The sequence below is a fragment of the Flavobacterium sp. GT3P67 genome, assembly GCF_004349155.1.
Classification (GTDB): Bacteria; Bacteroidota; Bacteroidia; order Flavobacteriales; family Flavobacteriaceae; genus Flavobacterium; species Flavobacterium ranwuense.
The window spans coordinates 89,860-112,662 of the sequence record NZ_SMLF01000009.1 but is presented as its reverse complement, the minus strand read 5'-3'; the positions used below and the strand labels follow the sequence as shown (position 1 = coordinate 112,662).

Genomic DNA, 22,803 nt, shown 5'->3' with positions numbered 1-22,803 from the left:
TCGGTATTTCTCTATAACGCCCTATCCAAATGGGTATACCCGCCATCCACATGAATCAACTGTCCCGTTGTATGGCTGGATCTTTCGGATAAAAGAAAAGCAACCATATTAGCTATTTCTTCTGCAGTGGTCATTCTTTTTTCAAACGGAATTTTATCCGTGATTTCTTTTAATTTCTCCTCGGGATTATCAAATGTTTTAATCCATGTTTCATACAAAGGCGTAAAACACTCAGCTACAATTACCGCATTTACGCGGATGCCGTATGGCAACAATTCCACCGCCCATTCCCGGGTCAAGGCATTTCTCCCTCCATTGGAAGCCGCATAGGCCGAGGTGTTTCCTTGACCTGTTTCGGCAGTTTTAGAACCTATATTTACAATCGCTCCCTTTGATTTTTTCAATTCAGGCAAAGCATGATGCCCCATTAGATAATAATGCACCAAATTTTTATGCAGTGAAGCCATGAAAGATTCGTAATTGCCGTTTTCCAATCCAACACCATCGTTTACCCCCGCATTATTAATCAATCCGTCGATGCGGCCACATTCGGCCACAACTTGTTTTACGGCTCTTTCACAGTCTTGAGGGTTTGTCAATTCGGCAACAACGGCCTTCGCTTTTCCTCCCGCAGCCTCAATTTCTTTCACGGCAGCCTTATTATCTTCTTCGCTTCTTCCGATGATAAAAGGGATTGCTCCCTCTGAAGCCAACACTTTGCAGATTCCAAAACCTATTCCTTTGGCTCCTCCGGTTACGATAATTATTTTGTTATTTAAATCTAAGTTCATTTCCGTTTTTTTATAAATGATAAAATTCTATTGCATTTCCACCCCAGAGTTTATCTTGTTCCTCATTCGAAAATTTCGAAAAATAATCCTCTACAATATCACATGATTCCTCATAGGATGCTGCCAACAAACTCACCGGCCAATCACTGCCAAACATCAAACGATTGACGCCAAAAGCCGCCGTAACCACATCTAAACAATACGTAAAATCGGTTGCTCTCCAATTGTTCCAATCCGCTTCAGTTACCAAACCCGAAACCTTACACATCACATTTGGGCAAGCCGCTATTGCTCTAATCTCTTTTTTCCATACGGCAAAATCGATCTGCTTGAAATCAGGTTTTGCCAAATGATCTATTACAAAAGATTGCTGAGGAAAGCGTATTACCAATGCAGTGGCATAAGGCAAATGTTTTGGTAAAATCAAAAGATCATAGGTAAAATTATACTTTGCTAATTTTGATATTCCCATGCAAAAATCCTCCTCTAAAAGGAAATCTTCATCTGGTTCTGCCTGAACAATATGTCGGAATCCTTTCAGTTTTTTATACTGTGAGAAATACTCCAACCTTGCTTCCAGATTCTCTGCTCTTAAATCTATCCAGCCAACAACTCCTTTGATAAACTCATTTTCTTTTGCCAATTGCAATAAAAAATGAGTTTCTTCTTCACTTTGGTCAGCCTGAACGGAGACGCAACCATCAATATATTTTGCTTCGAGCAAAGGCAGTAAATCAGCGGGCAAAAAGTCCCGCTGAATCACTTTCATCTCATCACTAATCCAAGCATCTTTTACTGGATGGTAATTCCAAAAATGTTGATGACTATCTATCCTCATTTCAATTCAAATATTTTTTCCATCAGCATCCATTTTTCTCCTGACTTTGCAAATGGAAGCGCCTGTTGAAACTTCCACATCAATTCTTCCCATTCCTGCACTTTCGGATTATTGGCATCCATTGCTGATTTTTTTTCAAAAGAAAAATCTTCATTGCCTTCGATAATCATGAACATACGATTCCCGATACAATAAATATCAAGCACCTCAATCCCAGAACCCTTGATACTTTCTATAATTTCAGGCCAAACGGCTTGATGATACGCTTTGTACTCCGCCATCAACTGTGGATCTTCTTTTAAGTCTAAAGCCAAACAATATTTTTGTGCTGCCATAAAACTATTATTTATAAGCTACTGCTACTTGTTTACTTGAACCCAATCCTTCCATACCTAACTCAATAACATCACCTGCCTTAATGTAAATTGGTTCTGGTTTAATACCTAAACCTACTCCCGGAGGTGTTCCCGTACTGATTATATCGCCTGGAAGCAAAGTCATAAACTGGCTTAGGTAATGAACTAAAAATGGTATTTTGAATACCAAATTAGAAGTATTGCTGTTTTGGAATTTTTTTCCGTTAACTGTTAACCACATTGGTATATTATTCACGTCTGCTATTTCATCCTGAGTTGCCAAAAAGGGTCCAAGTGGTGCAAATGTATCACATCCTTTTCCTTTTGCCCATTGTCCTCCACGCTCTATTTGAAAAGCTCTTTCGCTGTAATCATTAAGCAAAGCATAACCCGCTACATAATCCATCGCATCAGCTTCTTCAACATAACTGGCTTTTTTACCAACTACAAAAGCCAACTCAATTTCCCAATCTGTTTTTTCACTTCCTTTTGGTATGATAAGGTTATCATTTGGCCCACACAATGCTGTAGTTGATTTAAAAAAGATAATTGGCTCAGCCGGAATTGGAGCATTTGTTTCAAGACAATGATCTACATAATTCAAACCAATGCAAATAATTTTAGAAGGTCTTGCCACTGGCGAACCTAGACGTATAGAAGCATCTACTTCCGGTAATGATGGATTGCCTGCTAATGCTGCTTTTAATTTTTCTAAACCATTTTCTTCAAAAAATGCTTCATTGTAATCTGTAACAATTGAAGAAACATCAAATCTTTTTTCTCCAATTAAAATTCCTGGTTTTTCTTTACCAGCTTCTCCAAAACGTATTAGTTTCATAATCTAAATTTATTGTAATTGTAATTCTATAATTGTGTCAATAGGATCTACTTGTACTCCATCCAAATGTACAAACACTCCTCCTGATTGCTGTTTGAATTTTAATGCTTTTTTACTGTTTAATAAATTGCAACTCTTTATTTTATTTTTCATTTCCGGAATAAAAATAGAAGTGTAATCTTTTGGCGTTTTGATAATATGGGCATACCAGATTTTGTCTTTGGCAGTAACTACACCCCATTCTTGCTTTTTCGTAACACCACCTCTAGTCCCATAAATACTTTGGCCGTTTATTTTCATCCAATCTCCCATTTCTTTTAGCGTTTCAACAAATTCAGGCTGAATGGTTCCGTCAGGCATTGGCCCAACATTCAGCAGAAAATTAGCATTAAGACTGGCTGCATTAACCATATAATGGATTAAATCCTTGGTCGATTTGTATTTTTTATCCGTAATATTAAAGCCCCAAGAATCATTCATGGTTTCACAGGTTTCTAATGGTAATTGCGAAATAGATTGTCCTCCAAAACCAGTAGAATTCCCTCCAGGTAAATCTTTTTCAAACGCCTGAAAATCTTCCCCGGGAATTGGCAACAAATGATGATTATTTGAAATTAAACATTGCGGCTGCAAAGAATGAATCAGTTTATAGATTTCATCATAATGCCAGTTTACTTTCGACTGTAAAGTTTTGTCATGGTCATTATCCAATTGATCCCAATGTCCGTCAAACCAAATTCCGTCAATTTTCCCGTAATTGGTCAACAACTCCGTCAATTGTGCTTTCATAAAACGGATGTAACTTTCCCAATCACTCTTTTGAGTCCTGCCAGTTCCTTGTCCAGTTTTTCCTGTTTCATACTGATAATCGCTACGGTACCAATCCAACAAAGAATAATAACAGAATAATTTAATTCCTTCTTTATGACATTCATCAGCCAATTGTTTCAAGGCATCTTTCCCGTAAGGTGTATTGGTTATTTTCCAGTCAGATTGTTTAGTGTCCCAGTTACTGAAACTGTCGTGATGACGGGTGATAAAAGTAATGTATTTCATCCCACCGGCCTTTGCGGTAGCTACCCATTTCTTGGCATCAAAGTTTTGCGGATTAAATATATTGATCAAGCGACCGTATTCTTTTACACCGATTTTCTTGTTATTCATTACCCATTCCCCATCCCCCAAGACGCTCGATGCCCCCCAATGGATGAACATTCCTAATTTCATATCCTGGAATTCTTTTCTTGCCGCCAAATTTTCAGCAGAGGGTGTGTAAATTTGCGCCTGTAAAGCCATTGTAGTTACGCAGCTAAACAACAAACTCGATAATAATTTTCTCATATTGGTTATAGTTTTTGAAGGTTATAATTTTTTGAAACTTTAATTAGGCGTGTAATTTACTCCTCTTCCTTTATCGCTTGAATCTGAGTTTCCGATAAAATCTGATTGAATACTTTCAAATCTTTAATTTTCCCAATAAAAGAATTGCTGCTGTCACCAATTGTATTTAAAGGAAAGAATAATGTTTTCATAACCCAAATGGAGTCGTTTTTATAGCCTGTTGGGATTTTTTCCCTCGTGAGCTTTTTAACCAATTTGCCATTCATAAACAATGTTGTTGAATTATTATCTCCCGTAATAGCAATCGTACTCCACACATTTTGAGGAATCGCAACACCAAAATCATAATCCTTTCCTTCGTGAGAAAAACCAAGGTTAGACGTATTTCCTTGTTTTAGTTTTACAGTTGCATGATTCGATTGAAAAAGGACAGCATTGGCATCATTATTTTCAGAAGGATTTATTTTAAAGCTAACCGTATAATCATATCCAATTTCGTTGTACGGTAGTTTCACATAACTGTCATTGTTCTTAAAACTTAATACTTTTCTGTTTCCATCAGTTATATAGCTTGCATGATTTAGTTTTCGTATTTCATCATTCCCTTTCATCGGAAGATTTACAACTAGAGAATCTTTAGCGTACATTTTTCCTCTCAAATTCAGCCCCGGACCTTCATTTGTAGCTTTGGCTTTGCTGGAAAACTCATTAAAACTTACCGTCGTATCTGTACCGGTCCACATTTTTTCACTCAACACTTGAATTGCAGGAAACACTCTGTCTGTAACATCCTGAGCGGTAATTCCATTTTTGGCAACATCATTCCATACGGCAAACATTCCTCCTCTTATAAAAGGATCTCCCATCTTGAAAACCACATTACCAATGACAACCGGTTCCCATTTTTCATATAAATGCTTCAGGTTTAGATAATCATAGTAATATCCCGCAGCAGGCACAATATAAAGCAAACCGTCGGGCGTGCTAATAAGTGGATAACCCAATTCCTTCATTTTCAAAGGGTCCGCATAGCCATTGTACCAAGCATTCATGCTAACACCTTTTGAAGTAACGGGAGTAGTACCATCGGCATGCGTTAAAGCACCCCAAACCCGTACCTCTTTCCCAAAACCTTGCACGTATTTTATAAAATGATCGGTGAACTTTCTAAAAGGCTCTGCCTCTTTTTTAGCATATTCATCGGTTCCGATATGCACTTCTTTAAAACGAAACACCGGATTTTTTCCTTCCAAGTATTCTTTAAATATGTTTTCTACGATGGTATAGGTTTCTGGATTTTTTATATCCAAATGGTCTTTTCCAAATTCTTTACTCGCAATTTGCGGGAATGCTTTTGAGATGGCCAAGGAATGGGCAGGCACATCGATCTCAGGAATAATATTTATTCCATAACTTTCGGCAAGCAATTGCAAGTCAATAAATTCTTTTTTGGTATAGAATTCTCCCTTCGTAGCTAATTGCGGATAGGTTTCACTCTCTAGTCTAAAACCACTATAGGTGCTATCCCAGTCATTGTTGAAATGTTTCACAAATGCATTATCACTTAGATGTATTTGAAAATCACCCATTTTATAATAGGACATCAACTTTACATAATCCCGTAAAAAATCAATTTTGAAATATTTTCTTCCAACGTCCAACAGAAAACCTCTTACTTCATATTTAGGATAATCTCTTGAAATTCCCTTAGCCAAAGAACGGTGTAGTGCATCTTTTTCTAATATTTGTAAAATGGTACGCGTTCCCCAAAAAGCGCCCTTATATTCGGCCGCTTGGATAGAAATATAATCTTTTATCGAAAGAGAATACCCTTCCGCTCCCAATTCCTCTTTATTACCATTTAGAGAAATAAAAATATCGCCGGCTTTTGGAGTACCCACAAGAACAGCAGGCTTTATTTTGCATAGTTCAAGCAAATCATTTTGAAAAACTTTTGCCGCCTGCATAAGGACCGATGCATACTTTACATCCATCACAATTCTTGATTTAGTTGTCAATACAAAATTACCTTTAGCTCCATACCACTCTCTCAATGAAGGAATCACAAAGGGTTTTGCATTCTCTCCTTGATTATTGTAAGTTCCTTCTACTTTTACTGAATAAGGAATCTCCATAGAAGAGCCATCATTTTTTTTAATTGCTTTAAACAACAAATTAACCGTCATGTTATTTAACGGAGTGAAAATAGTTCCCGATTTACTTATTACCGAAAGATTATCTGATCCTATTAGTTGTACGCTATATCCTTCAGGAATAACTGGCATTTTATAAGTTGAAGTCCCTTTTGAAATAAAGGGTTGCATCACCACTTTTTCCGCCAAGTAAATCGAGTCTGACTTAGTCATTTTGGACTGTGCTGATGCCTGTAGGGTCCCCAAAATAAAACCCATCAACACCAAATGTTGTTTAAAATTCATAATCATTATTTTTTCTCTTCTTTGTTAAAATACAATCCCATCTCCGCCAATGTTGGCTGTAATCTGGCTGATACAATACGTAACCTTACTTTAGATGCGGTTACAGATGGAAACTCCAATAAACGTTTGAATCCAATTGTGGTTCCTTCAGTTGCTTTTTTCCATTGGTTAGTATCCCAATATTCAAGTACAAATTTTTCTACTCTTTGTCCAATACGTATGTTTTCCTGAAGCGACAGTACATTAAATGTTTTTTCTCCCTTCAAATTCATTTCAATTGCATTATCATTTCCTTTCATAGAAAATGAAAGATGTGTAGCGTCATTCCCGTCAAGCAACGTTTTTATTTTCTTAACTGCCCCAACTCCTTTTGCCCCTTTCAGAAGGTTCACTTTGAATATATTATCCAATTTCTCTCTCCAAGTTTTCAAAGCGGCTACGTCAAAATCAGTAAGCAATCCTCTTTTATCCGGTGGGATATTCAATAACAAAACTCCATTTCTTCCCACCGAATGAAAATAAATTTCTTTCAGATATTCTGGTGTTTTCACTTTTTTATCTTCCGATTCATGATAAAACCAACCCGGACGGATCGATACATCTGTTTCGGCAGGATACCATTTTAAGGCATCTCCATCCCTTAATTGGCTGCGACTTCCCAGAACATTGCCCATCATATCTCCGGCTGGCGGTGTATCTGCTTTGGTTTGTGAACCTTCGTTAAATTTATTCTTTTTCCCAACCGGCACCACACTCCATTCTTCCTCACGGCCGTGCCCGCTTTCTGTTCCTACCCAACGCACATCAGGACCAGAAACCGCAATAACCGCTTGTGGTTGTAATTTTCGAATATGAGCATACCATCTTTCAAAATCATACACCTGCTTTTTCCCGTTAGGACCTTCGCCATTGGCACCATCAAACCATACCTCATCTACTTTTCCATATTGGGTAAGCAATTCCGTTAACTGATTGATAAAAAACTCATTGTATGCTTCAGTTCCGTAAGAAGCATTATTCATGTCCCAAGGTGACAAATACACTCCAAAACCTACTCCCAATTCCTTACAGGCATCGGCTACTTCTTTTACAACATCCCCTTTCCCGTCTTTCCAAGGGCTATTTTTAACCGAATATTCCGTAAACTTGCTTGGCCACAAACAAAAACCATCGTGATGCTTTGCCGTAAGAATAACCTGCTTGATTCCTGCATCTTTACAGGCCTTTACCCATTGTTTTGCGTTTAATGCTGTCGGGTTAAATAATTTAGGATCTTCTTTTCCTTCTCCCCATTCACGACCGGTAAAAGTGTTAATACCGAAATGAAAAAATGCGGTTAATTCCAAACGCTGCCAACGTAATTGCTGTGGCGTAGGCGTAATTGTAGCCGCTATCTTTATTAATTCCTCGTCTGACATTGAGGTATTGACAGGTGCAAAATTTTTTGTTTGCGCAAAACCTACCGTTGTAAGTATTGTCATTAAAAACACTAACTCTATTCTGCTTTTCATTTTATATTTTATTAAATTATTTAAAAATTAAAATTTTATTCAATAACATAAATAGTCGCACTTCTTGCTCCGTGTGCCCCAATCACCAAAGACTGTTCTATATCGGCTGTTTTTGATGGTCCGGCAATGAATGCACCGAAACCTTCTCGTGCCACATCAACACTATCGTAAGCATGATGCATCGTTGGCACAATAGCTGCCTTATCAATTACTATTATCAAATGCTGGCAAATAAAAGGCAACAGTCTGTTTACCATTTGACTTTCATAAATCCATACCGCGCCATTTTCGGCCACACCAACGGTTCCTCTAATATAGGCTCTCTCTACTTTTTCTAATTCTGATGCCGTAAAAGAAACTACTTGATTGTCTACTTCACCAATGGCAGCTATGGCATTAACAACAAAATTGCCACTTGCTTTATCAGCAATTAGTTTATTTTTTAATTCCGTTATGTTCTGAATCAATTCCACTTTACCGCCAATACTTTCCAGCACCTTTTTAAACTGCGCATAAACATCCTCATAACGAATTAGTACATTCCTATCCATCACAGGAAGTGCTGTCAATTCCGGTTGGTTGATTGCTATGGCATTTAATATTTTTTCTCTTGCACTCATGCTTAACTGTAGCTTATTTTTTGTTCGTTTTCCCGTTTTTTAAATACCAATCCCTGAAGGATTCCTTCGGTGGTTCTGGCATTTCTCTTTGTTTGTACCAAACATTTAATTTATTGTTTGCCACAAAAGGAACTATTCGCATCATCCATCTTCCCATTTTCCCTGCGAAACGATACACTTTTGGTTTTGACAATAAAAAGCCCATTCCTTTCATTCCTATTTTTTTGCTTGTGGCAACATAGCCTTCGGCAACAATAACTTGCCTCCATTTCCATAACTGCTCATGGATATTGATTTTCACGGGACATACATTGGTGCAACTGCCACATAAGGTTGATGCAAATGGCAAATCAGCGTTGGCTTTCATATCCAAATTTGGATTCAAAATAGAACCAATAGGTCCTGCCACAGCGGTATGATAACTATGCCCTCCGCTACGACGGTATACCGGACAAGTATTGAAACAAGCGGCACAACGGATACATTTTAACGAATTCCTGAAATCTTCCCGACCCAATTGTCGGCTGCGACCATTATCAACAATTACAATATGCATTTCCTGATTGGGTCTTGGTTTCTGGAAATGGCTCGAATAAGTGGTTATCGGTTGTCCGGTAGCACTTCTTGCCAACAAACGCAGGAATACCGAAAGATGTTCTGCCTTTGGAATAATTTTTTCAAACCCCATGCAGGCAATATGTACGGGAGCTGTATGTGCGCCCATATCGGCATTTCCTTCATTGGTGCAAACCACAAAACCGCCCGTTTCGGCAACGGCAAAGTTGACACCGGTAATCGCCAATTGTGACTGAACAAACTTATCTCGTAAGTGTTGTCTTGCGGCTTCGGTTAAATATTGTGGATCGTTATTTCCTTTTTCTGTGTGTAAATACTCATGAAAAGTGGCGCTTACATCTTCTTTTTTTAAGTGAATAGCAGGTAATACAATATGACTTGGCGGTTCTTTTCTGAATTGAACAATGCGTTCTCCCAGATCCGTATCGACTACCTCAATACCATGCTCCTGTAAATATTCATTCAAATGACATTCTTCGGTGAGCATGCTTTTGCTCTTCACAATTTTTTGAATATTGTGTTTGCGGATAATCTCGTGAATGATTTTATTGTGCTCGTCTCCATCAGCTGCCCAATGTACTTTTATTCCATTGGCGGTAGCCTTTTCTTCAAATTCTTTTAAATAATCAGAGAGATTGGAGAGCGTGTGGTTTTTTATCTGTGAACCCCATTCCCTTAGTTGCTCCCATTCCGGCAAACCATGCGCGGCCTTATCCCGCTTCTCACGAACAAACCACAGGGTCTCGTCGTGCCAGTCGGTTCTTGGCTCGTCAGCTATAAATTTTTCCGCTAATGTTGCATGAGTTGCTTTCATAATATTTTCCTCTCTCCGGCCCTCTCCGAAGGAGAGGGAGACTGGACGGAGTTTTATTCGTTTAGTTTTTCTGTATTCTCTTTTCTTTATTCTCTAATTTCCAACTTCATTATAATCCGCTATTCAATATCTCAGCAATATGAATGGTTTTTACCTTGCTTCCCTGTCTTTTCAGAATTCCTTCCAAATGCATCAGGCAACTGGTATCGCCACCTGTGATGTACTCAACTTCGTTTGCATCATGCTCTTTTATTCTATCCTTACCCATTTTTACACTTACCGCTTCTTCGGAAACACAAAAAGTCCCACCAAAACCACAGCATTCATCGTTGCGTTTTGGCTTACTTAATTGAATACCTTTCACCATGCTGAGCAATTGTTCTGGTTTAGAAAATTCTGGCAACATTCTTTCGGTCATCGAAGAAAGTTGTAATCCTCTTTGACCATGACAACTGTTGTGCAAACCTACTTTGTAAGGAAAACTGGCATTGATGTTTTCTACTTTCAAAATATCGGTTAAAAACTCGGTGAGCTCATAAATTCCGATACGTATTTTTTGAGCCACTTCAGGACGCTTCTCATCCCGTAAATGTTCTTTTACATGCAAAACACAACTTCCCGAAGGAGCCACAATATAATCAAACCCTGAAAAATTTTCAACAAAATTGACATCGCAGCCTTTACTTAAACTGGCAAAACCACTGTTGGCCATAGGCTGACCACAGCAGGTTTGCTGCAAAGGAAATGAAACATTACATCCAAGTTTTTCTAATAATTGTAATGTAGCAATTCCTACCTGTGGATAAAACTGGTCGATATAACAGGGTATGAATAAGGCTACTTTCATATGTTGATATTTATTGTTTTTTTATCGGTAATATGTAATTCACATATCATCATTAGTGTTTGCGACCAATTATCGGTTATGATCATTTCAATTAATTATTTAATTTTATAAAACCACCATCAATAGGATAATCAGAACCTGTAATAAAACCTGATTCATCACTGCAAAGGAACAATGCCAATGCAGCAATTTCTTCTGGTTTTCCCATACGTCCGATAGGTTGTGATTTAGATAATTTATCAAACATTTCGGCTTGATTATCCGGATAATTTTTAGAAATAAATCCATCCACAAACGGCGTATGTACTCGAGCCGGAGAAATAGAATTACAACGGATATTTTCGTTAATATAGTCCTTGGCAACAGACAAAGTCATCGCCATTACAGCACCTTTTGCGGTAGAATAAGCAAAACGGTCCGGAATCCCAACCCAAGCCGCGATAGAAGCCATATTCAAAATAACCCCTCCGCCTGAATTCCTAAAGTGTGGAATGGCAGCATGCAAACAATTGTAAACCCCTTTTACATTCACATTCATAATACGGTCAAAATCAGCTTCAGGAGTAGTATCTACTTTGCCAACATGAGCAATTCCTGCATTGTTTACCAGAATATTAAAATTCCCTATTTTTTCGAATGTCGTTAATACTTCTTGCTGTTTGGCCACATTACAGGCATGTGAAAACACTTTTCCACCATTTGCCTTTATTTCGTCAACAGCTGTTTTAGCGCTTTCTTCGGTTAATTCTACAATATGCACTTCGGCACCTTGTTTTGCAAATAAAGCAGCAATTGCTTTTCCTATTCCGCTACCACCTCCGGTAATTACCGCTTTTTTATCTTGTAATGAAAACATATTATTAGATTTTTAGATCTTTAGATTATTACACTTTTTACTTTTACCTATTGCTTTTTTTACAAAGACACTCCGCGTTTCCAAGGAATAAAATCATCCTGATTTAGTAATACCGCTTTCGGGATAATTTCGCCACTGGCCGCTTTAATGCAATATTCCAAAATATCTTCTCCCATTTTTTCAATGGTCTTTTCACCACTAATGACCGGACCACAATCAATATCAATAATATCGCTCATTTTTTTAGCCAAAACTGAATTAGTGGCCACCTTAATCACCGGACAAACAGGATTACCCGTTGGCGTCCCCAATCCCGTGGTAAACAAAATCAATGTTGCACCAGATGCCGCTTTACCAGTTGTTGCCTCCACATCGTTTCCGGGTGTACATACCAAATTTAATCCCGGTTTAGAAACTATTTCTGTATAATCCAATACATCTACCACTGGTGCTGTTCCGCCTTTTTTGGCAGCACCCGCACTTTTGATGGCATCAGTAATCAATCCGTCTTTTATATTTCCTGGTGAAGGGTTCATGTGAAAACCAGAACCCACTTTATGTGCCAAAGCATCGTAAGATTGCATAAGATCGATGAACTTTTTCGCAGCCTCTTCCGTAACACAACGGTCAATTAAATTTTGTTCCACTCCACACAACTCCGGGAATTCTGCCAATAATACTTTACCGCCTAAAGCTACCAGTAAATCAGCAGTGTAACCCACGGCAGGATTTGCTGAAACTCCGCTGAAACCGTCGCTACCGCCACATTTAACCCCTAAACACAATTCGCTTAAAGGAGCTGCTGTTCTTTCTTGTTTGTTTATTTCAATTAATCCTTTAAATGTTTTTTTGATCGCATCGGCAATCAATTGCTCTTCGCTGTCCGATTGCTGTTGTTCAAAAACAAGTAATGGTTTATCGAAAGATGGATTTTGTTTTTTAAGGTCATTCATAAAATTCTGTACCTGCAAATGTTGGCATCCTAAACTCAATAGTGTAATACCTCCTACATTTGGATGGTTAGCATAAGAAGCTAACAACGAACTTAAAGTAACGGAATCCTGACGCGTACCACCACAACCTCCTTGATGATTCAGGAATTTGATTCCATCAACATTTTTAAACACGCGATTCGTGCTGGTTGTTGGCGTAAGCAGCATGTTAACCGAATCAACGTCCTCTCCGTTTTGATAAGCCTGCAATAATTGGTGGGTATACTGCGTGTATTTATCGCTCACTGAATAACCCAATTCATTATGCAGGGCTTCCTTTATTACATCAAGGTTTCGGTTTTCACAAAATACCGTTGGTACAAACAACCAATAATTGGCAGTTCCTACACGACCGTCTTTTCTTTTATATCCTTTAAAAATTCTGTCTTTGTATTTCGAAACATCAGGTGCCTGCCATGCAAAATCAACATGACGGTATCCATAAGGTTCAGCAGCATGCTTCAGATTTGCCGTAGTCATCAGGCTGCCTTTGGTAACATCATTCTGCACTTTACCTACTAATACCCCATACATAATTACTTCATCACCAAAACTTAAATTAGTCATGTAAAATTTATGCTTTGCCTTAATGGCTTCCTGAAGAACATAAGTTTCTTCTTCAAAAACCACCTTCTCCTCTTTTGCTAAATCAGTTAAAGCCACCAGTACATTATCCTCTGGGTGCATTTTTACCACCAATCTTTTTGCTTCGTTTTTTAACATCTTATTATAAATAGAATTTATGCTTTATTTGTTTTATGCGCGTTGAATGCAAACAATAGTATTACTGCAAAACAAGTTAAGGGCACCGTATAACCATATTGAATATTACCTGTCATATCTGAAATTAGTCCTAATACAGGAGGCAATAATGCGCCTCCTACAATCGACATCACAATCAATGATGACCCAATCTTAGTATTATGTCCCAATCCGTCAATTCCCATAGAAAAAATGGTTGGAAACATAATGCTCATAAAAAATGCGATGGCAATTAAAGTATAAACCACTACCATTCCTGTTCCCATTATAGCCAATATCGATAAGATAATATTGATGGTCGCGTACGCTATCAGTAACTTTCTTGGTTGAATGTATTGCATCAAAAAAGTTCCTGCAAAACGCCCTAACATAAATGCCAATCCGAAAAAACCTAAATATTTTGCTGCAGTATCCTCTTCAAGACCGGCTGTAGTAGTGGCCATTTTTATAAAAAAGCTTCCTACGCAAACTTGCGCTCCCACATAAAAGAATTGGGCCAAAATCCCCCATCTTAATTTCATTGATTTTAAGGCTCCTCCAAAGCTGGCTCCATCGGTTCCTTCTTTATCATCGTCTTTAACGTCTGGCATATTGGTAAAATAAAATATTACCGCCACAGCCAGAATAATCAAGCCCAAAATAAGATACGGCATTTTTACGCTTGCCGCTTCTGAAGCTAAATAAGTGCTTAATTCCGTTGACGACATACTTGCCATCTCTGCTTCGGTCAAATTTTTACCAGATAAAATCATTGGTCCAATAAACGTTGGAGCTATGAAAGCCGCCAATCCGTTGAAAGACTGTGAAAAATTCAATCTTTTGGTTGCCGTTTCTGCAGGTCCTAATATGGTTACATACGGATTGGCAGCGGTTTCCAGAAATGTCAATCCACAGGCAATGACAAACAAAGCCCCCAGAAAGTAAATATATTGCAATGAATTGGCCGCAGGCACAAATAATATGGATCCGATACCAAACAAGACCAATCCAATCATGATTCCTGATTTATAACCATACTTCCGCATAATATAACCCGCAGGCAAAGCCATAACAAAATAAGCGATAAAAACAGAAGAGTCTATCAGGGAAGATTGTAAATCCGAAAGATTGAATGCTTTTCTTAAATGAGGAATCAGAATAGGATCCAGATTGTGAACAAATCCCCAGAAAAAAAACAGACTGGTAACCAATATAAATGGGAACATCCAGCTTTTTTTTTCATTAGAAAATGCTTTATTTTGCAAAACCGACTCAGATGTTAATGCCATAGGTATTATATTAAATTTATATTGTTTTGGAATTCGAAAGATATAATGACTAAAGTATATTTATTAATTCATTATTATCTTTGTTTAATTATTAATTATCTTTAGATATAAATGAAAATTGAAAAAACAAAAATAACCTCCTACTTAAACAGTTCTATTTCTGTTATTTCTCGTGAAGAATCATTTTTTCAATCCCCATTCCATTCCCATCCCGAACTCGAATTGGTCTATATAAAAGAAAGTCACGGCAAAAGAATTGTCGGAAATTCTGTGGAACCTTTTGAGTCTGGCGATATGGTTTTTTTGGGTTCAGATATCCCTCATGTATGGCTTAATGACGAAATCTATTATCAAGGGATTAATAAACTAAAAGCAAAAGCCATAGTAGTTTATTTTAATAAAGACTTATTTGGCCCTGCTTTTTATGAATTGAAAGAAACCCAAAAAATAAATACTCTTTTCAACCAAGGCGTTAGAGGTTTGTCTATTTCCGGAAAAACAAATGAACTTATTGCAAAAAAACTAGAGAAACTAGTTAAAAAAAAGGACTTCGAAATTATCATTGGTCTTTTCGAGATATTGTCTATTCTTTCAGAAAGTAGCGATCTCTCTTTTGTAAACAGTGAGGCTTATACTACCGTAAATGATCAAACCAAAAATGATCGTCTTTCAGACGTTTTTGAATATGTAAAAGAAAACTATAAGGAAGACATTTCACTTATTGCAATTGCAAAAATTGCCAATCTTACTCCAACTTCGTTTTGCAGAATGTTTAAATTAAAAACCAAAAAACATTTTGTGGAATACCTCAACGAAATTCGAGTTTCCAATGCCTGCAAATTTCTTATTGAAACCGATATGGGCATGTCTGAAATCGCTTATGAATGTGGTTACAAAACCGCTTCCAATTTCAATAAACTTTTCAAAAAATTAACAGGAACCACTCCAAAAGAATACAAGAAAAATTCAGGAAACTAAGTATTTTAAGGCTTCTTAGTAAGTGCCTTAAATCTTGTCCGAAATGATTTGCGAATTTCCTGTAAGGGTCACATTAGAGAACAAGTTAAGCTGCTAGATTTTACTGGTTTTTTAAATCGCCCTTTAAAATATTTAAATCATTTAATTTTTATTCCTACTTTTACATTTGTGAAATGGATTACAACTATAGCATCAATTTACCTGATAGCACTTTCTTGTTTGCCTTGCGCAGATATGGAAGTAAATAGTCCTGCACATGCTTTGACAGAACTTACGTCAAATAATGAGGAACATTCCCACGATAAAGAGAAAGATTCTTGTTCGCCCTTTTGTTTTTGTAATTGTTGTGGCGCACAGGTATTAAGTTATCAGCCAAGTATTTCTTTTGCTTTTTCAGTAGTTTCGGCTGTTATAACCATTCAGCTACCTTCTTACAAATCCGTTTTTGCTTCCAGTTTCTACGGAAGCATTTGGCAACCGCCACAAATAGTATAATGATGCCCGTCCCGACACTTCGGGATTCGGGTCAGAAAGTTGTGGTTTTTCCACAGTATTTAAAGGGCAATTAGTTGTCCCTTTTTCTCATTCATTATAATATAAAAATGTTAGACAAAATCATACAATTTAGTATAAAGAACAAGTTCATTATACTTTTACTTACCCTTGTACTTATAGCTTGGGGCAGTTATTCCCTTAAAAATTTACCGTTAGATGCCTTACCCGATGTGACTAATAATCAGGTACAAATCATTACTACCGCCCCTACATTAGCCAGTCAGGAAGTAGAACAGTTGATCACGTATCCACTGGAACAAGCCGTGAAAACAATACCAAAAGTCATAGAGCTTCGTAGTATTTCTCGTTTTGGACTTTCGGTAGTTACAGTTGTTTTTAAAGATGATGTGGATATTTATTGGGCAAGAGAACAAATTTTTCAACGGCTAAAGCAAGCCGAAGAAAACATCCCAAAATATGCAGGTTCACCAGAATTAGCACCTATTACAACCGGACTTGGAGAAATATATCAATACGATGTATATGCCAAAAAAGGCTATGAAGATAAATATGATGCAGTCCAATTAAGAACCATTCAGGACTGGATTATTATACCTCAATTACAAGGAATTGAAGGCATTGCAGAAGTCAGTACATGGGGTGGAAAACTAAAACAATATGAAATTTCGGTAAATCCCAATACTTTAAATAGTCTGGGCGTAACCATAACTGAAATTTTTGATGCCTTAGAAAAAAACAATCAAAATACCGGAGGCGCCTACATAGAAAAAGACCAATATGCCTATTTTATTCGAGGTGTTGGTATGGCTACCGGCATTAGAGACTTAGAAAATGTGGTAGTCAAAAACCGAAATGGTTCGCCAGTACTAGTGAGAGATGTAGCCACCGTAAATGAAGGGATATCATTAAGATACGGAGCTGCCACAAAAGACGGAAAAGGTGAAATTGTTTGTGGTTTAGCTTTAATGCTAAAAGGTGAAAACTCTAGTGCTGTAGTCAATCGGATTAATGAAAAAATGATCCAGATTAACAAAACATTACCCGAAGGGGTGGTTGCCGAAGCTTTTATCGACAGAGGAAAATTAGTCAATAGCGCCATTGGAACAGTCACTAAAAATTTACTCGAAGGAGCCTTAATAGTGATTTTTGTATTGATCTTATTTCTTGGAAATCTTCGTGCCGGATTAATTGTTGCTTCTGTAATTCCGTTAGCAATGCTTTTTGCTGTGATACTGATGAATTATTTTGGCGTAAGCGGAAACCTGATGAGTTTAGGTGCCATCGATTTTGGGATTATAGTCGACGGCGCGGTAATCATTGTCGAAGCAACGATGCATCATTTGTATAAGAAAAAAAATAATGGGCAATTAGAAATTAGCAATGGACAATTGGCAATTGGCAATGAAGGAAAATTACCAATTGCTTCTGAAAGAACTTTGCCTATTGCCAGCGAAGCTGATTTGCTTATTGTCAATTCAAAATATTCTCAGGAGCAAATGGATAGCGAAGTTTATAAATCGGCTTCAAAAATCCGGAACAGTGCCGCTTTTGGAGAAATTATAATTTTGATTGTTTACCTGCCCATTTTAGCATTAGTGGGTACCGAAGGGAAAATGTTCAAACCGATGGCAATGACCGTAGGCTTTGCTGTCATTGGAGCATTTATTTTATCATTGACTTATGTTCCTATGATGAGCGCGATGTTTTTATCAAAAAACACGGAACACAAACCCAATTTCAGTGATAAAATGATGGCTTGGTTTGAAAAAATATACACTCCATTTTTAGATAAAGCGTTACAATTTAAGAAAGCCGTTTTAGCGATTGCTTTAGGGCTGTTCGTATTGGCTATTGTTATCTTTCAAAATATGGGAGGCGAATTTATCCCAACCATCGAAGAAGGTGATTTAGCCATTAATGCCACTATTATGACTGGAAGCTCGCTTTCGCAAATGGTTAAAACCACTACAGAATACGAGAAAATCCTAAAAGCAAAATTCCCTGAAATAAAAACAATCGTAACAAAAATTGGTAGTGGGGAAATTCCAACCGATCCAATGCCTATTGAAAGTGGCGATTTAATTATTGTGCTCAAAGACAAAAGCGAATGGACTTCTGCCGACAATTGGGAAGATTTAGCCAATTTGATGAAGTCAGCAATGGAAGCCATTCCTGGTGCAACAATAGAAATTTCGCAACCCATTCAAATGCGTTTCAATGAATTAATGACAGGAAGCCGGAGTGATATTGCCATTAAGATTTTTGGAGATGACTTAGAAGTTTTAGATACAAAAGCGACAGAACTTATTTCGAAAATTAACAATATAGAAGGGATTGGCGATTTGAAAGCGGATAAAGTAACGGGTTTACCTCAAATAACGGTAAAATACGATTACAGCAAAATCGCTTTATATGGTCTAAATATTTCGGATATAAACCAAATTATTCGTTCTTCTTTTGCAGGGGAAACTGCCGGAAAAATTTATGAAGAAAGCAAACGATTTGATATAGTCGTTCGCATGGATGCAGCCAACAGAACGGACATTACCGATGTTAGCAATTTATTTATTCCGTTACCAAACGGGCAACAAGTGCCGCTCTCGCAAGTAGCCACAATCGATTATGAACAAGGTCCGGTGCAAGTGAGCCGTGAAGATGGTAAACGAAGAATTACAATTGGATTAAATGTTCGCGGTCGTGATATTAAAAGTGTAGTCGAAGAAATTCAACAAAAACTAGATACAGATTTTAAACTTCCGGCAGGTTATTATGTCACTTATGGTGGTCAGTTCGAAAACTTGATTGAAGCAACAAAAAGACTCTCAGTAGCCTTACCTATTGCTTTGGGATTAATTTTAGTATTGTTATTTTTTACCTTCAATAGTTTCAAACAAGCAGGATTGATTTTTACAGCCATTCCATTATCAGCCATTGGTGGCGTATTTGCATTGTGGTTGCGTGGCATGCCGTTTAGTATTTCGGCAGGAATAGGTTTTATTGCTTTGTTTGGAATCGCAGTATTAAACGGAATTGTATTGATTTCTTATTTCAACCAACTTAAAGCGGAAGGAATAACCGACCCCTTGCAACGTGTTTTAATAGGAACAAAAACAAGATTACGCCCCGTTTTAATGACTGCCGCGGTTGCATCGTTAGGTTTCTTACCTATGGCATTATCGACCAGTGGCGGTGCCGAAGTCCAAAAACCATTAGCCACTGTTGTTATTGGCGGATTATTTTCGGCAACATTATTAACGCTAATCGTTTTACCGATTTTGTATTTATTATTTGAAAAATTTAGCAATAAGCAATTTGAAACAAACAATTAAGAATAAATAATTAGCAATTAGCAATTTGAAATAAGCAATAAGCAATTGGGAACAAATAATTAGTTTTTTGCTGATGGTGATTCCAAGGATTATTATAATTTAAAAAAAACAATAAAAAAATGAGTGTATATAGTTTTAAAGAGACAACAGTTTTTAAAAAATCGTTTTTGTTAGCAATGCAAATTTTTGAAATAAGTAAATCATTTCCAAAAGAAGAAAAATATTCTTTAACTGACCAAGTACGTCGAAGTTCAAGAATTGTATCTACAAACCTTGCTGAAGCTTACCGCAAAAAAAGATATCCGGCACATTTCATATCAAAACTAACCGATTGCGATGCTGAAAATTCTGAAACAGGAATTTGGATTGAGTTTGCATTTGCGTGTGAATATATAAATGTTGAAATAAAACAAAATCTTATTTCTCAGAATGAAGAAGTTGGAAAATTATTATTTCATATGATAAATAATCCTGAAAAATATTAAGCAATGAAAAAATATAAAAAAACTGGCAATTGGCAATTTAAAAAAATAAGCAATTGGCAATTGGCAATAAAAAAAAGCAGGCAATTGGCAATTGACGATTTCAAATTTCTTGCGAAGCAAATTTGTTCATTGTCTATTTCTTGCAAAGTAAATTTGCTTTTTGCTAATTCCTTGCGAAGCAAATTTGCTTTTTGCCTATTATTTTTAACTTGCAATTTTGCTTATTGCCAATTGCCTATTTCTTTAGAAAAAGCTATCGAAATGGCTAAATCAAACAATATCGATTTAAAAATTGCCGATGCAGCAATTGAAAAACAGACCGTACTCAAAAAAACTGCTTTTCAAGTTGATCCTTTACAGATTCAGTATCAAGGCGGACAGTTTAACAGCAAGGACTACGACCATAATATTTCGATACAACAATATTTCCCTATCGGAAAAATTACCAAAGCCAATCGACAACTACAGGAAGAATTGGTAAAACTTGCCGAAAGGCGTAAAGCATTGTCAGAATATGAAATAGAGAAAGCCGTAACATTATCCTATTATCAATATCTATTTGGTGTTTCTATTCAAAAATTAAACAATGAATTGAACACTATTTATACCAAATTCCTTAAAAATGCAACCCTTCGTTTCAATACTGGCGAAAGTGGAAATATCGAAGTCATTAGTGCAAAAGCAAAGGTTAAAGAAATTGAAACCCAAAAAGCACAATTAGCGTATGACTTGGCTATTTATCAAAAACAATTGCAGTTTTTTGTTCAAACGGAACTAAATATTGTTCCGGACAGTGCGACTCCATTACAGTTTTCATCCCTAACGGATACAAATAAATCAAAAGTTGAAAGTTTAGTGACCGAGTATTATCAACAACAAATTTCGGTGTACCAAAAAGAAGCAAATACATTTAAAGCACAAAGAACGCCAAAATTAGGATTGGGTTATTTTGCACAAACAATTGATACGAAATCCTATTTTCAAGGATTTACGGCAGGTTTACAAATTCCTTTATTTGGTGGTGTGAATACCGCTAAAGCCAAAGCATCAGCAATTAGTATTTCGCAATCGCAATTAGAATTAGATAAAAACAAACTTTCGCTGCGATTACAAATGCAGGAATTACGAAACGAGTTTGAAAAGCAACAAAAAGGGTTAGAATATTACCAGAATGAAGGTCTGCAATATGCCGAACAAATTATTACAACGGCTCAAAAAAGTTATGCCAACGGCGATATGACGTATTGGACCTATATCAGTTTTCTTAACCAGGCAATTGATATTAAAAAGCAACATGCTGAAACGCTAAATTCATTCAATCAAAGTGCTATTCAGCTGCAATTTCCATCCATTTCTAACAATTAATAATCTAAAAAATGAAAAATATATTTGAAAACAAAATAATAAGCAATAAGCAATTTACAATAGGTAATTTTCAGCAAAACAGATTTACTTATTTTTTATTGCCCATTGTCTATTGCATATTTTTTCTGGTCTCATGTAACAATAAAAAAACAGAAGAAGTGAAAGAAGAAGAAAAATCCGAAAATGAGGTCGCTTTAACTGCAACACAATTCAAAACAGTCGGCATTGAATTTGGTATTGTGGAAAATCGTAATTTAAATACAGTCATAAAAGCCAACGGTTACACCACAGTTCCGCCACAGAATGCGGCGAATATTTCAACCTTAATTAGTGGTGTTGTAAAGGATATTTATATACTGGAAGGCACTTTTGTAAATAAAGGAAAAGTACTCGCAACCATACAAAATCTTGATATTATTGAAATGCAGGAAGATTATAAATCGGCAACAGCCACTATAGAATATTTGCAATTAGAGTTCAATCGTCAAAAAACTTTAAGCGATGAAAACGTAAATCCCCGAAAAATATTTCAAGAAGTAAAATCAAAACTAGCTGTCGAGAAAGCCAGAGCACAAGCCGCTAAAACCAAATTAGCCGCCTTGAATGTAAGCCCAAACAGCAGCAGTTCTTTAGTGCCAATTGTATCGCCAATTAGCGGTTACGTTGGAAAAATAAACATCTCAAAAGGGGCATTTGCTGATACTGGAATTACACTTTTTGAAGTAGTCGACAACAGCCAAATGCACTTGGATTTGAATGTATATGAAAAAGATTTAGGTACTATTTCAGTAGGTCAGGAAATAGATTTTGTTTTAACCAACCAATCGAATAAATCGATCAAAGGAAAAATATTCGGCATCAATAAATCGTTTTCTAATGAGAGTAAAACCGTAGCGGTGCATGCTAAAATTAATCCGGGCGATGCCAAAGGTTTAATTTCCGGAATGTATGTTTCGGCTAATATCAACATTCACAATACAACGGTTCCCTCCTTGCCAAAAGAGGCAATTGTAAAAAATGGGGATAAATATTTTATCTTTATTCAGGAAGAAGATCATGAAGTGCCAGTCAGCAATAAGCAAAAGGCAATAGGCAAAGAGGAAATACATAAAGAAGTCCACTTTAAAGCCATTGAAGTAATTCCGGGGACAACAGATTTAGGCTACACCGAAGTTAAATTTGTAGCAGAAATTCCTGCCGATGCAAAAATTGTGGTAAAAGGAGCATTCTATCTCTTGTCAGCTATGAAAGGTGGCGGTAGTCATGACCATTAAAAATTAAT

Annotated in this window: 19 protein-coding genes; 6 read left to right on the top strand and 13 right to left on the bottom strand. The window is 36.8% G+C overall.

Translation table 11 applies throughout. The features are described from left to right. Window positions 1-11: 11 nt before the first annotated feature. From E0H99_RS14230 to fucP, 13 genes are all read right to left on the bottom strand, one after another. Complete coding sequence (locus E0H99_RS14230) at window positions 12-791, bottom strand: SDR family oxidoreductase (RefSeq protein WP_131996932.1); 780 nt, start codon at window positions 789-791, stop codon at window positions 12-14. 10 nt (window positions 792-801) lie between these two features. Beyond that, on the bottom strand, window positions 802-1,629 hold the full coding sequence (locus tag E0H99_RS14225; RefSeq protein ID WP_131996929.1) for an amidohydrolase family protein: 828 nt from the start codon (window positions 1,627-1,629) through the stop codon (window positions 802-804). After that, on the bottom strand, window positions 1,626-1,964 hold the full coding sequence (locus E0H99_RS14220; protein ID WP_131996926.1) for an L-rhamnose mutarotase: 339 nt from the start codon (window positions 1,962-1,964) through the stop codon (window positions 1,626-1,628). The genes E0H99_RS14225 and E0H99_RS14220 overlap by 4 nt, the downstream gene beginning before the upstream one ends. A 7-nt stretch (window positions 1,965-1,971) precedes the next feature. Further along, complete coding sequence (locus E0H99_RS14215; protein WP_131996923.1) at window positions 1,972-2,823, bottom strand: fumarylacetoacetate hydrolase family protein; 852 nt, start codon at window positions 2,821-2,823, stop codon at window positions 1,972-1,974. 9 nt (window positions 2,824-2,832) lie between these two features. Continuing rightward, window positions 2,833-4,164, bottom strand: a complete 1,332-nt coding sequence (locus tag E0H99_RS14210) for an alpha-L-fucosidase (protein ID WP_131996920.1) — start codon at window positions 4,162-4,164, stop codon at window positions 2,833-2,835. 56 nt (window positions 4,165-4,220) lie between these two features. Further along, entirely contained in the window at window positions 4,221-6,602 is a 2,382-nt protein-coding gene (locus E0H99_RS14205; protein ID WP_165930306.1) for a family 20 glycosylhydrolase, read from the bottom strand. Between the two features lie 5 nt (window positions 6,603-6,607). Further along, entirely contained in the window at window positions 6,608-8,113 is a 1,506-nt protein-coding gene (locus E0H99_RS14200) for an alpha-L-fucosidase (protein WP_131996914.1), read from the bottom strand. 35 nt (window positions 8,114-8,148) lie between these two features. Further along, complete coding sequence (locus E0H99_RS14195) at window positions 8,149-8,733, bottom strand: lactate utilization protein C (protein WP_131996911.1); 585 nt, start codon at window positions 8,731-8,733, stop codon at window positions 8,149-8,151. Between the two features lie 13 nt (window positions 8,734-8,746). After that, window positions 8,747-10,123 carry a lactate utilization protein B gene (locus E0H99_RS14190; protein ID WP_131996908.1) on the bottom strand — a complete coding sequence of 459 codons (1,377 nt, stop codon included), beginning with the start codon at window positions 10,121-10,123 and terminating at the stop codon, window positions 8,747-8,749. Between the two features lie 109 nt (window positions 10,124-10,232). Continuing rightward, window positions 10,233-10,970, bottom strand: a complete 738-nt coding sequence (locus E0H99_RS14185) for a (Fe-S)-binding protein (RefSeq protein ID WP_131996906.1) — start codon at window positions 10,968-10,970, stop codon at window positions 10,233-10,235. A 91-nt stretch (window positions 10,971-11,061) separates the two neighbouring features. Then, a complete protein-coding gene (locus E0H99_RS14180; protein WP_131996903.1) occupies window positions 11,062-11,826 on the bottom strand; it encodes an SDR family NAD(P)-dependent oxidoreductase in 765 nt (254 codons plus the stop codon). Window positions 11,827-11,885: 59 nt separating this feature from the next. Then, window positions 11,886-13,541 (bottom strand): UxaA family hydrolase, encoded by a 1,656-nt coding sequence (locus E0H99_RS14175; protein ID WP_131996900.1) that lies wholly within the window; start codon window positions 13,539-13,541, stop codon window positions 11,886-11,888. A 17-nt stretch (window positions 13,542-13,558) separates the two neighbouring features. Next, window positions 13,559-14,848, bottom strand: a complete 1,290-nt coding sequence (gene fucP / locus E0H99_RS14170) for an L-fucose:H+ symporter permease (RefSeq protein ID WP_131996897.1) — start codon at window positions 14,846-14,848, stop codon at window positions 13,559-13,561. Between the two features lie 111 nt (window positions 14,849-14,959). Between fucP and E0H99_RS14165 the strand changes: the two genes are divergently transcribed. From E0H99_RS14165 to E0H99_RS14140, 6 genes are all read left to right on the top strand, one after another. Further along, window positions 14,960-15,826 (top strand): AraC family transcriptional regulator, encoded by an 867-nt coding sequence (locus tag E0H99_RS14165; protein ID WP_131996894.1) that lies wholly within the window; start codon window positions 14,960-14,962, stop codon window positions 15,824-15,826. Between the two features lie 168 nt (window positions 15,827-15,994). Then, window positions 15,995-16,321 carry a DUF6660 family protein gene (locus tag E0H99_RS14160; RefSeq protein ID WP_240723490.1) on the top strand — a complete coding sequence of 109 codons (327 nt, stop codon included), beginning with the start codon at window positions 15,995-15,997 and terminating at the stop codon, window positions 16,319-16,321. A gap of 107 nt (window positions 16,322-16,428) precedes the next feature. Next, window positions 16,429-19,671 (top strand): efflux RND transporter permease subunit, encoded by a 3,243-nt coding sequence (locus E0H99_RS14155; protein ID WP_131996891.1) that lies wholly within the window; start codon window positions 16,429-16,431, stop codon window positions 19,669-19,671. A gap of 119 nt (window positions 19,672-19,790) precedes the next feature. Beyond that, on the top strand, window positions 19,791-20,156 hold the full coding sequence (locus E0H99_RS14150; RefSeq protein WP_131996888.1) for a four helix bundle protein: 366 nt from the start codon (window positions 19,791-19,793) through the stop codon (window positions 20,154-20,156). Between the two features lie 3 nt (window positions 20,157-20,159). Further along, entirely contained in the window at window positions 20,160-21,521 is a 1,362-nt protein-coding gene (locus tag E0H99_RS14145; protein WP_131996885.1) for a TolC family protein, read from the top strand. An 11-nt stretch (window positions 21,522-21,532) separates the two neighbouring features. After that, the gene (locus E0H99_RS14140) at window positions 21,533-22,795 is read left to right on the top strand and encodes an efflux RND transporter periplasmic adaptor subunit (protein ID WP_131996882.1); all 1,263 of its coding nucleotides are present in this window, start codon (window positions 21,533-21,535) and stop codon (window positions 22,793-22,795) included. Window positions 22,796-22,803: the final 8 nt, after the last annotated feature.

Coding starts and splice junctions, on each gene's coding strand:
- E0H99_RS14230 (WP_131996932.1), bottom strand. CDS start 791: ATGAACTTAGATTTAAATAACAAAATAATTATCGTAACCGGAGGAGCC.
- E0H99_RS14225 (WP_131996929.1), bottom strand. CDS start 1,629: ATGAGGATAGATAGTCATCAACATTTTTGGAATTACCATCCAGTAAAA.
- E0H99_RS14220 (WP_131996926.1), bottom strand. CDS start 1,964: ATGGCAGCACAAAAATATTGTTTGGCTTTAGACTTAAAAGAAGATCCA.
- E0H99_RS14215 (WP_131996923.1), bottom strand. CDS start 2,823: ATGAAACTAATACGTTTTGGAGAAGCTGGTAAAGAAAAACCAGGAATT.
- E0H99_RS14210 (WP_131996920.1), bottom strand. CDS start 4,164: ATGAGAAAATTATTATCGAGTTTGTTGTTTAGCTGCGTAACTACAATG.
- E0H99_RS14205 (WP_165930306.1), bottom strand. CDS start 6,602: ATGAATTTTAAACAACATTTGGTGTTGATGGGTTTTATTTTGGGGACC.
- E0H99_RS14200 (WP_131996914.1), bottom strand. CDS start 8,113: ATGAAAAGCAGAATAGAGTTAGTGTTTTTAATGACAATACTTACAACG.
- E0H99_RS14195 (WP_131996911.1), bottom strand. CDS start 8,733: ATGAGTGCAAGAGAAAAAATATTAAATGCCATAGCAATCAACCAACCG.
- E0H99_RS14190 (WP_131996908.1), bottom strand. CDS start 10,123: ATGAAAGCAACTCATGCAACATTAGCGGAAAAATTTATAGCTGACGAG.
- E0H99_RS14185 (WP_131996906.1), bottom strand. CDS start 10,970: ATGAAAGTAGCCTTATTCATACCCTGTTATATCGACCAGTTTTATCCA.
- E0H99_RS14180 (WP_131996903.1), bottom strand. CDS start 11,826: ATGTTTTCATTACAAGATAAAAAAGCGGTAATTACCGGAGGTGGTAGC.
- E0H99_RS14175 (WP_131996900.1), bottom strand. CDS start 13,541: ATGTTAAAAAACGAAGCAAAAAGATTGGTGGTAAAAATGCACCCAGAG.
- fucP (WP_131996897.1), bottom strand. CDS start 14,848: ATGGCATTAACATCTGAGTCGGTTTTGCAAAATAAAGCATTTTCTAAT.
- E0H99_RS14165 (WP_131996894.1), top strand. CDS start 14,960: ATGAAAATTGAAAAAACAAAAATAACCTCCTACTTAAACAGTTCTATT.
- E0H99_RS14155 (WP_131996891.1), top strand. CDS start 16,429: ATGTTAGACAAAATCATACAATTTAGTATAAAGAACAAGTTCATTATA.
- E0H99_RS14150 (WP_131996888.1), top strand. CDS start 19,791: ATGAGTGTATATAGTTTTAAAGAGACAACAGTTTTTAAAAAATCGTTT.
- E0H99_RS14145 (WP_131996885.1), top strand. CDS start 20,160: ATGAAAAAATATAAAAAAACTGGCAATTGGCAATTTAAAAAAATAAGC.
- E0H99_RS14140 (WP_131996882.1), top strand. CDS start 21,533: ATGAAAAATATATTTGAAAACAAAATAATAAGCAATAAGCAATTTACA.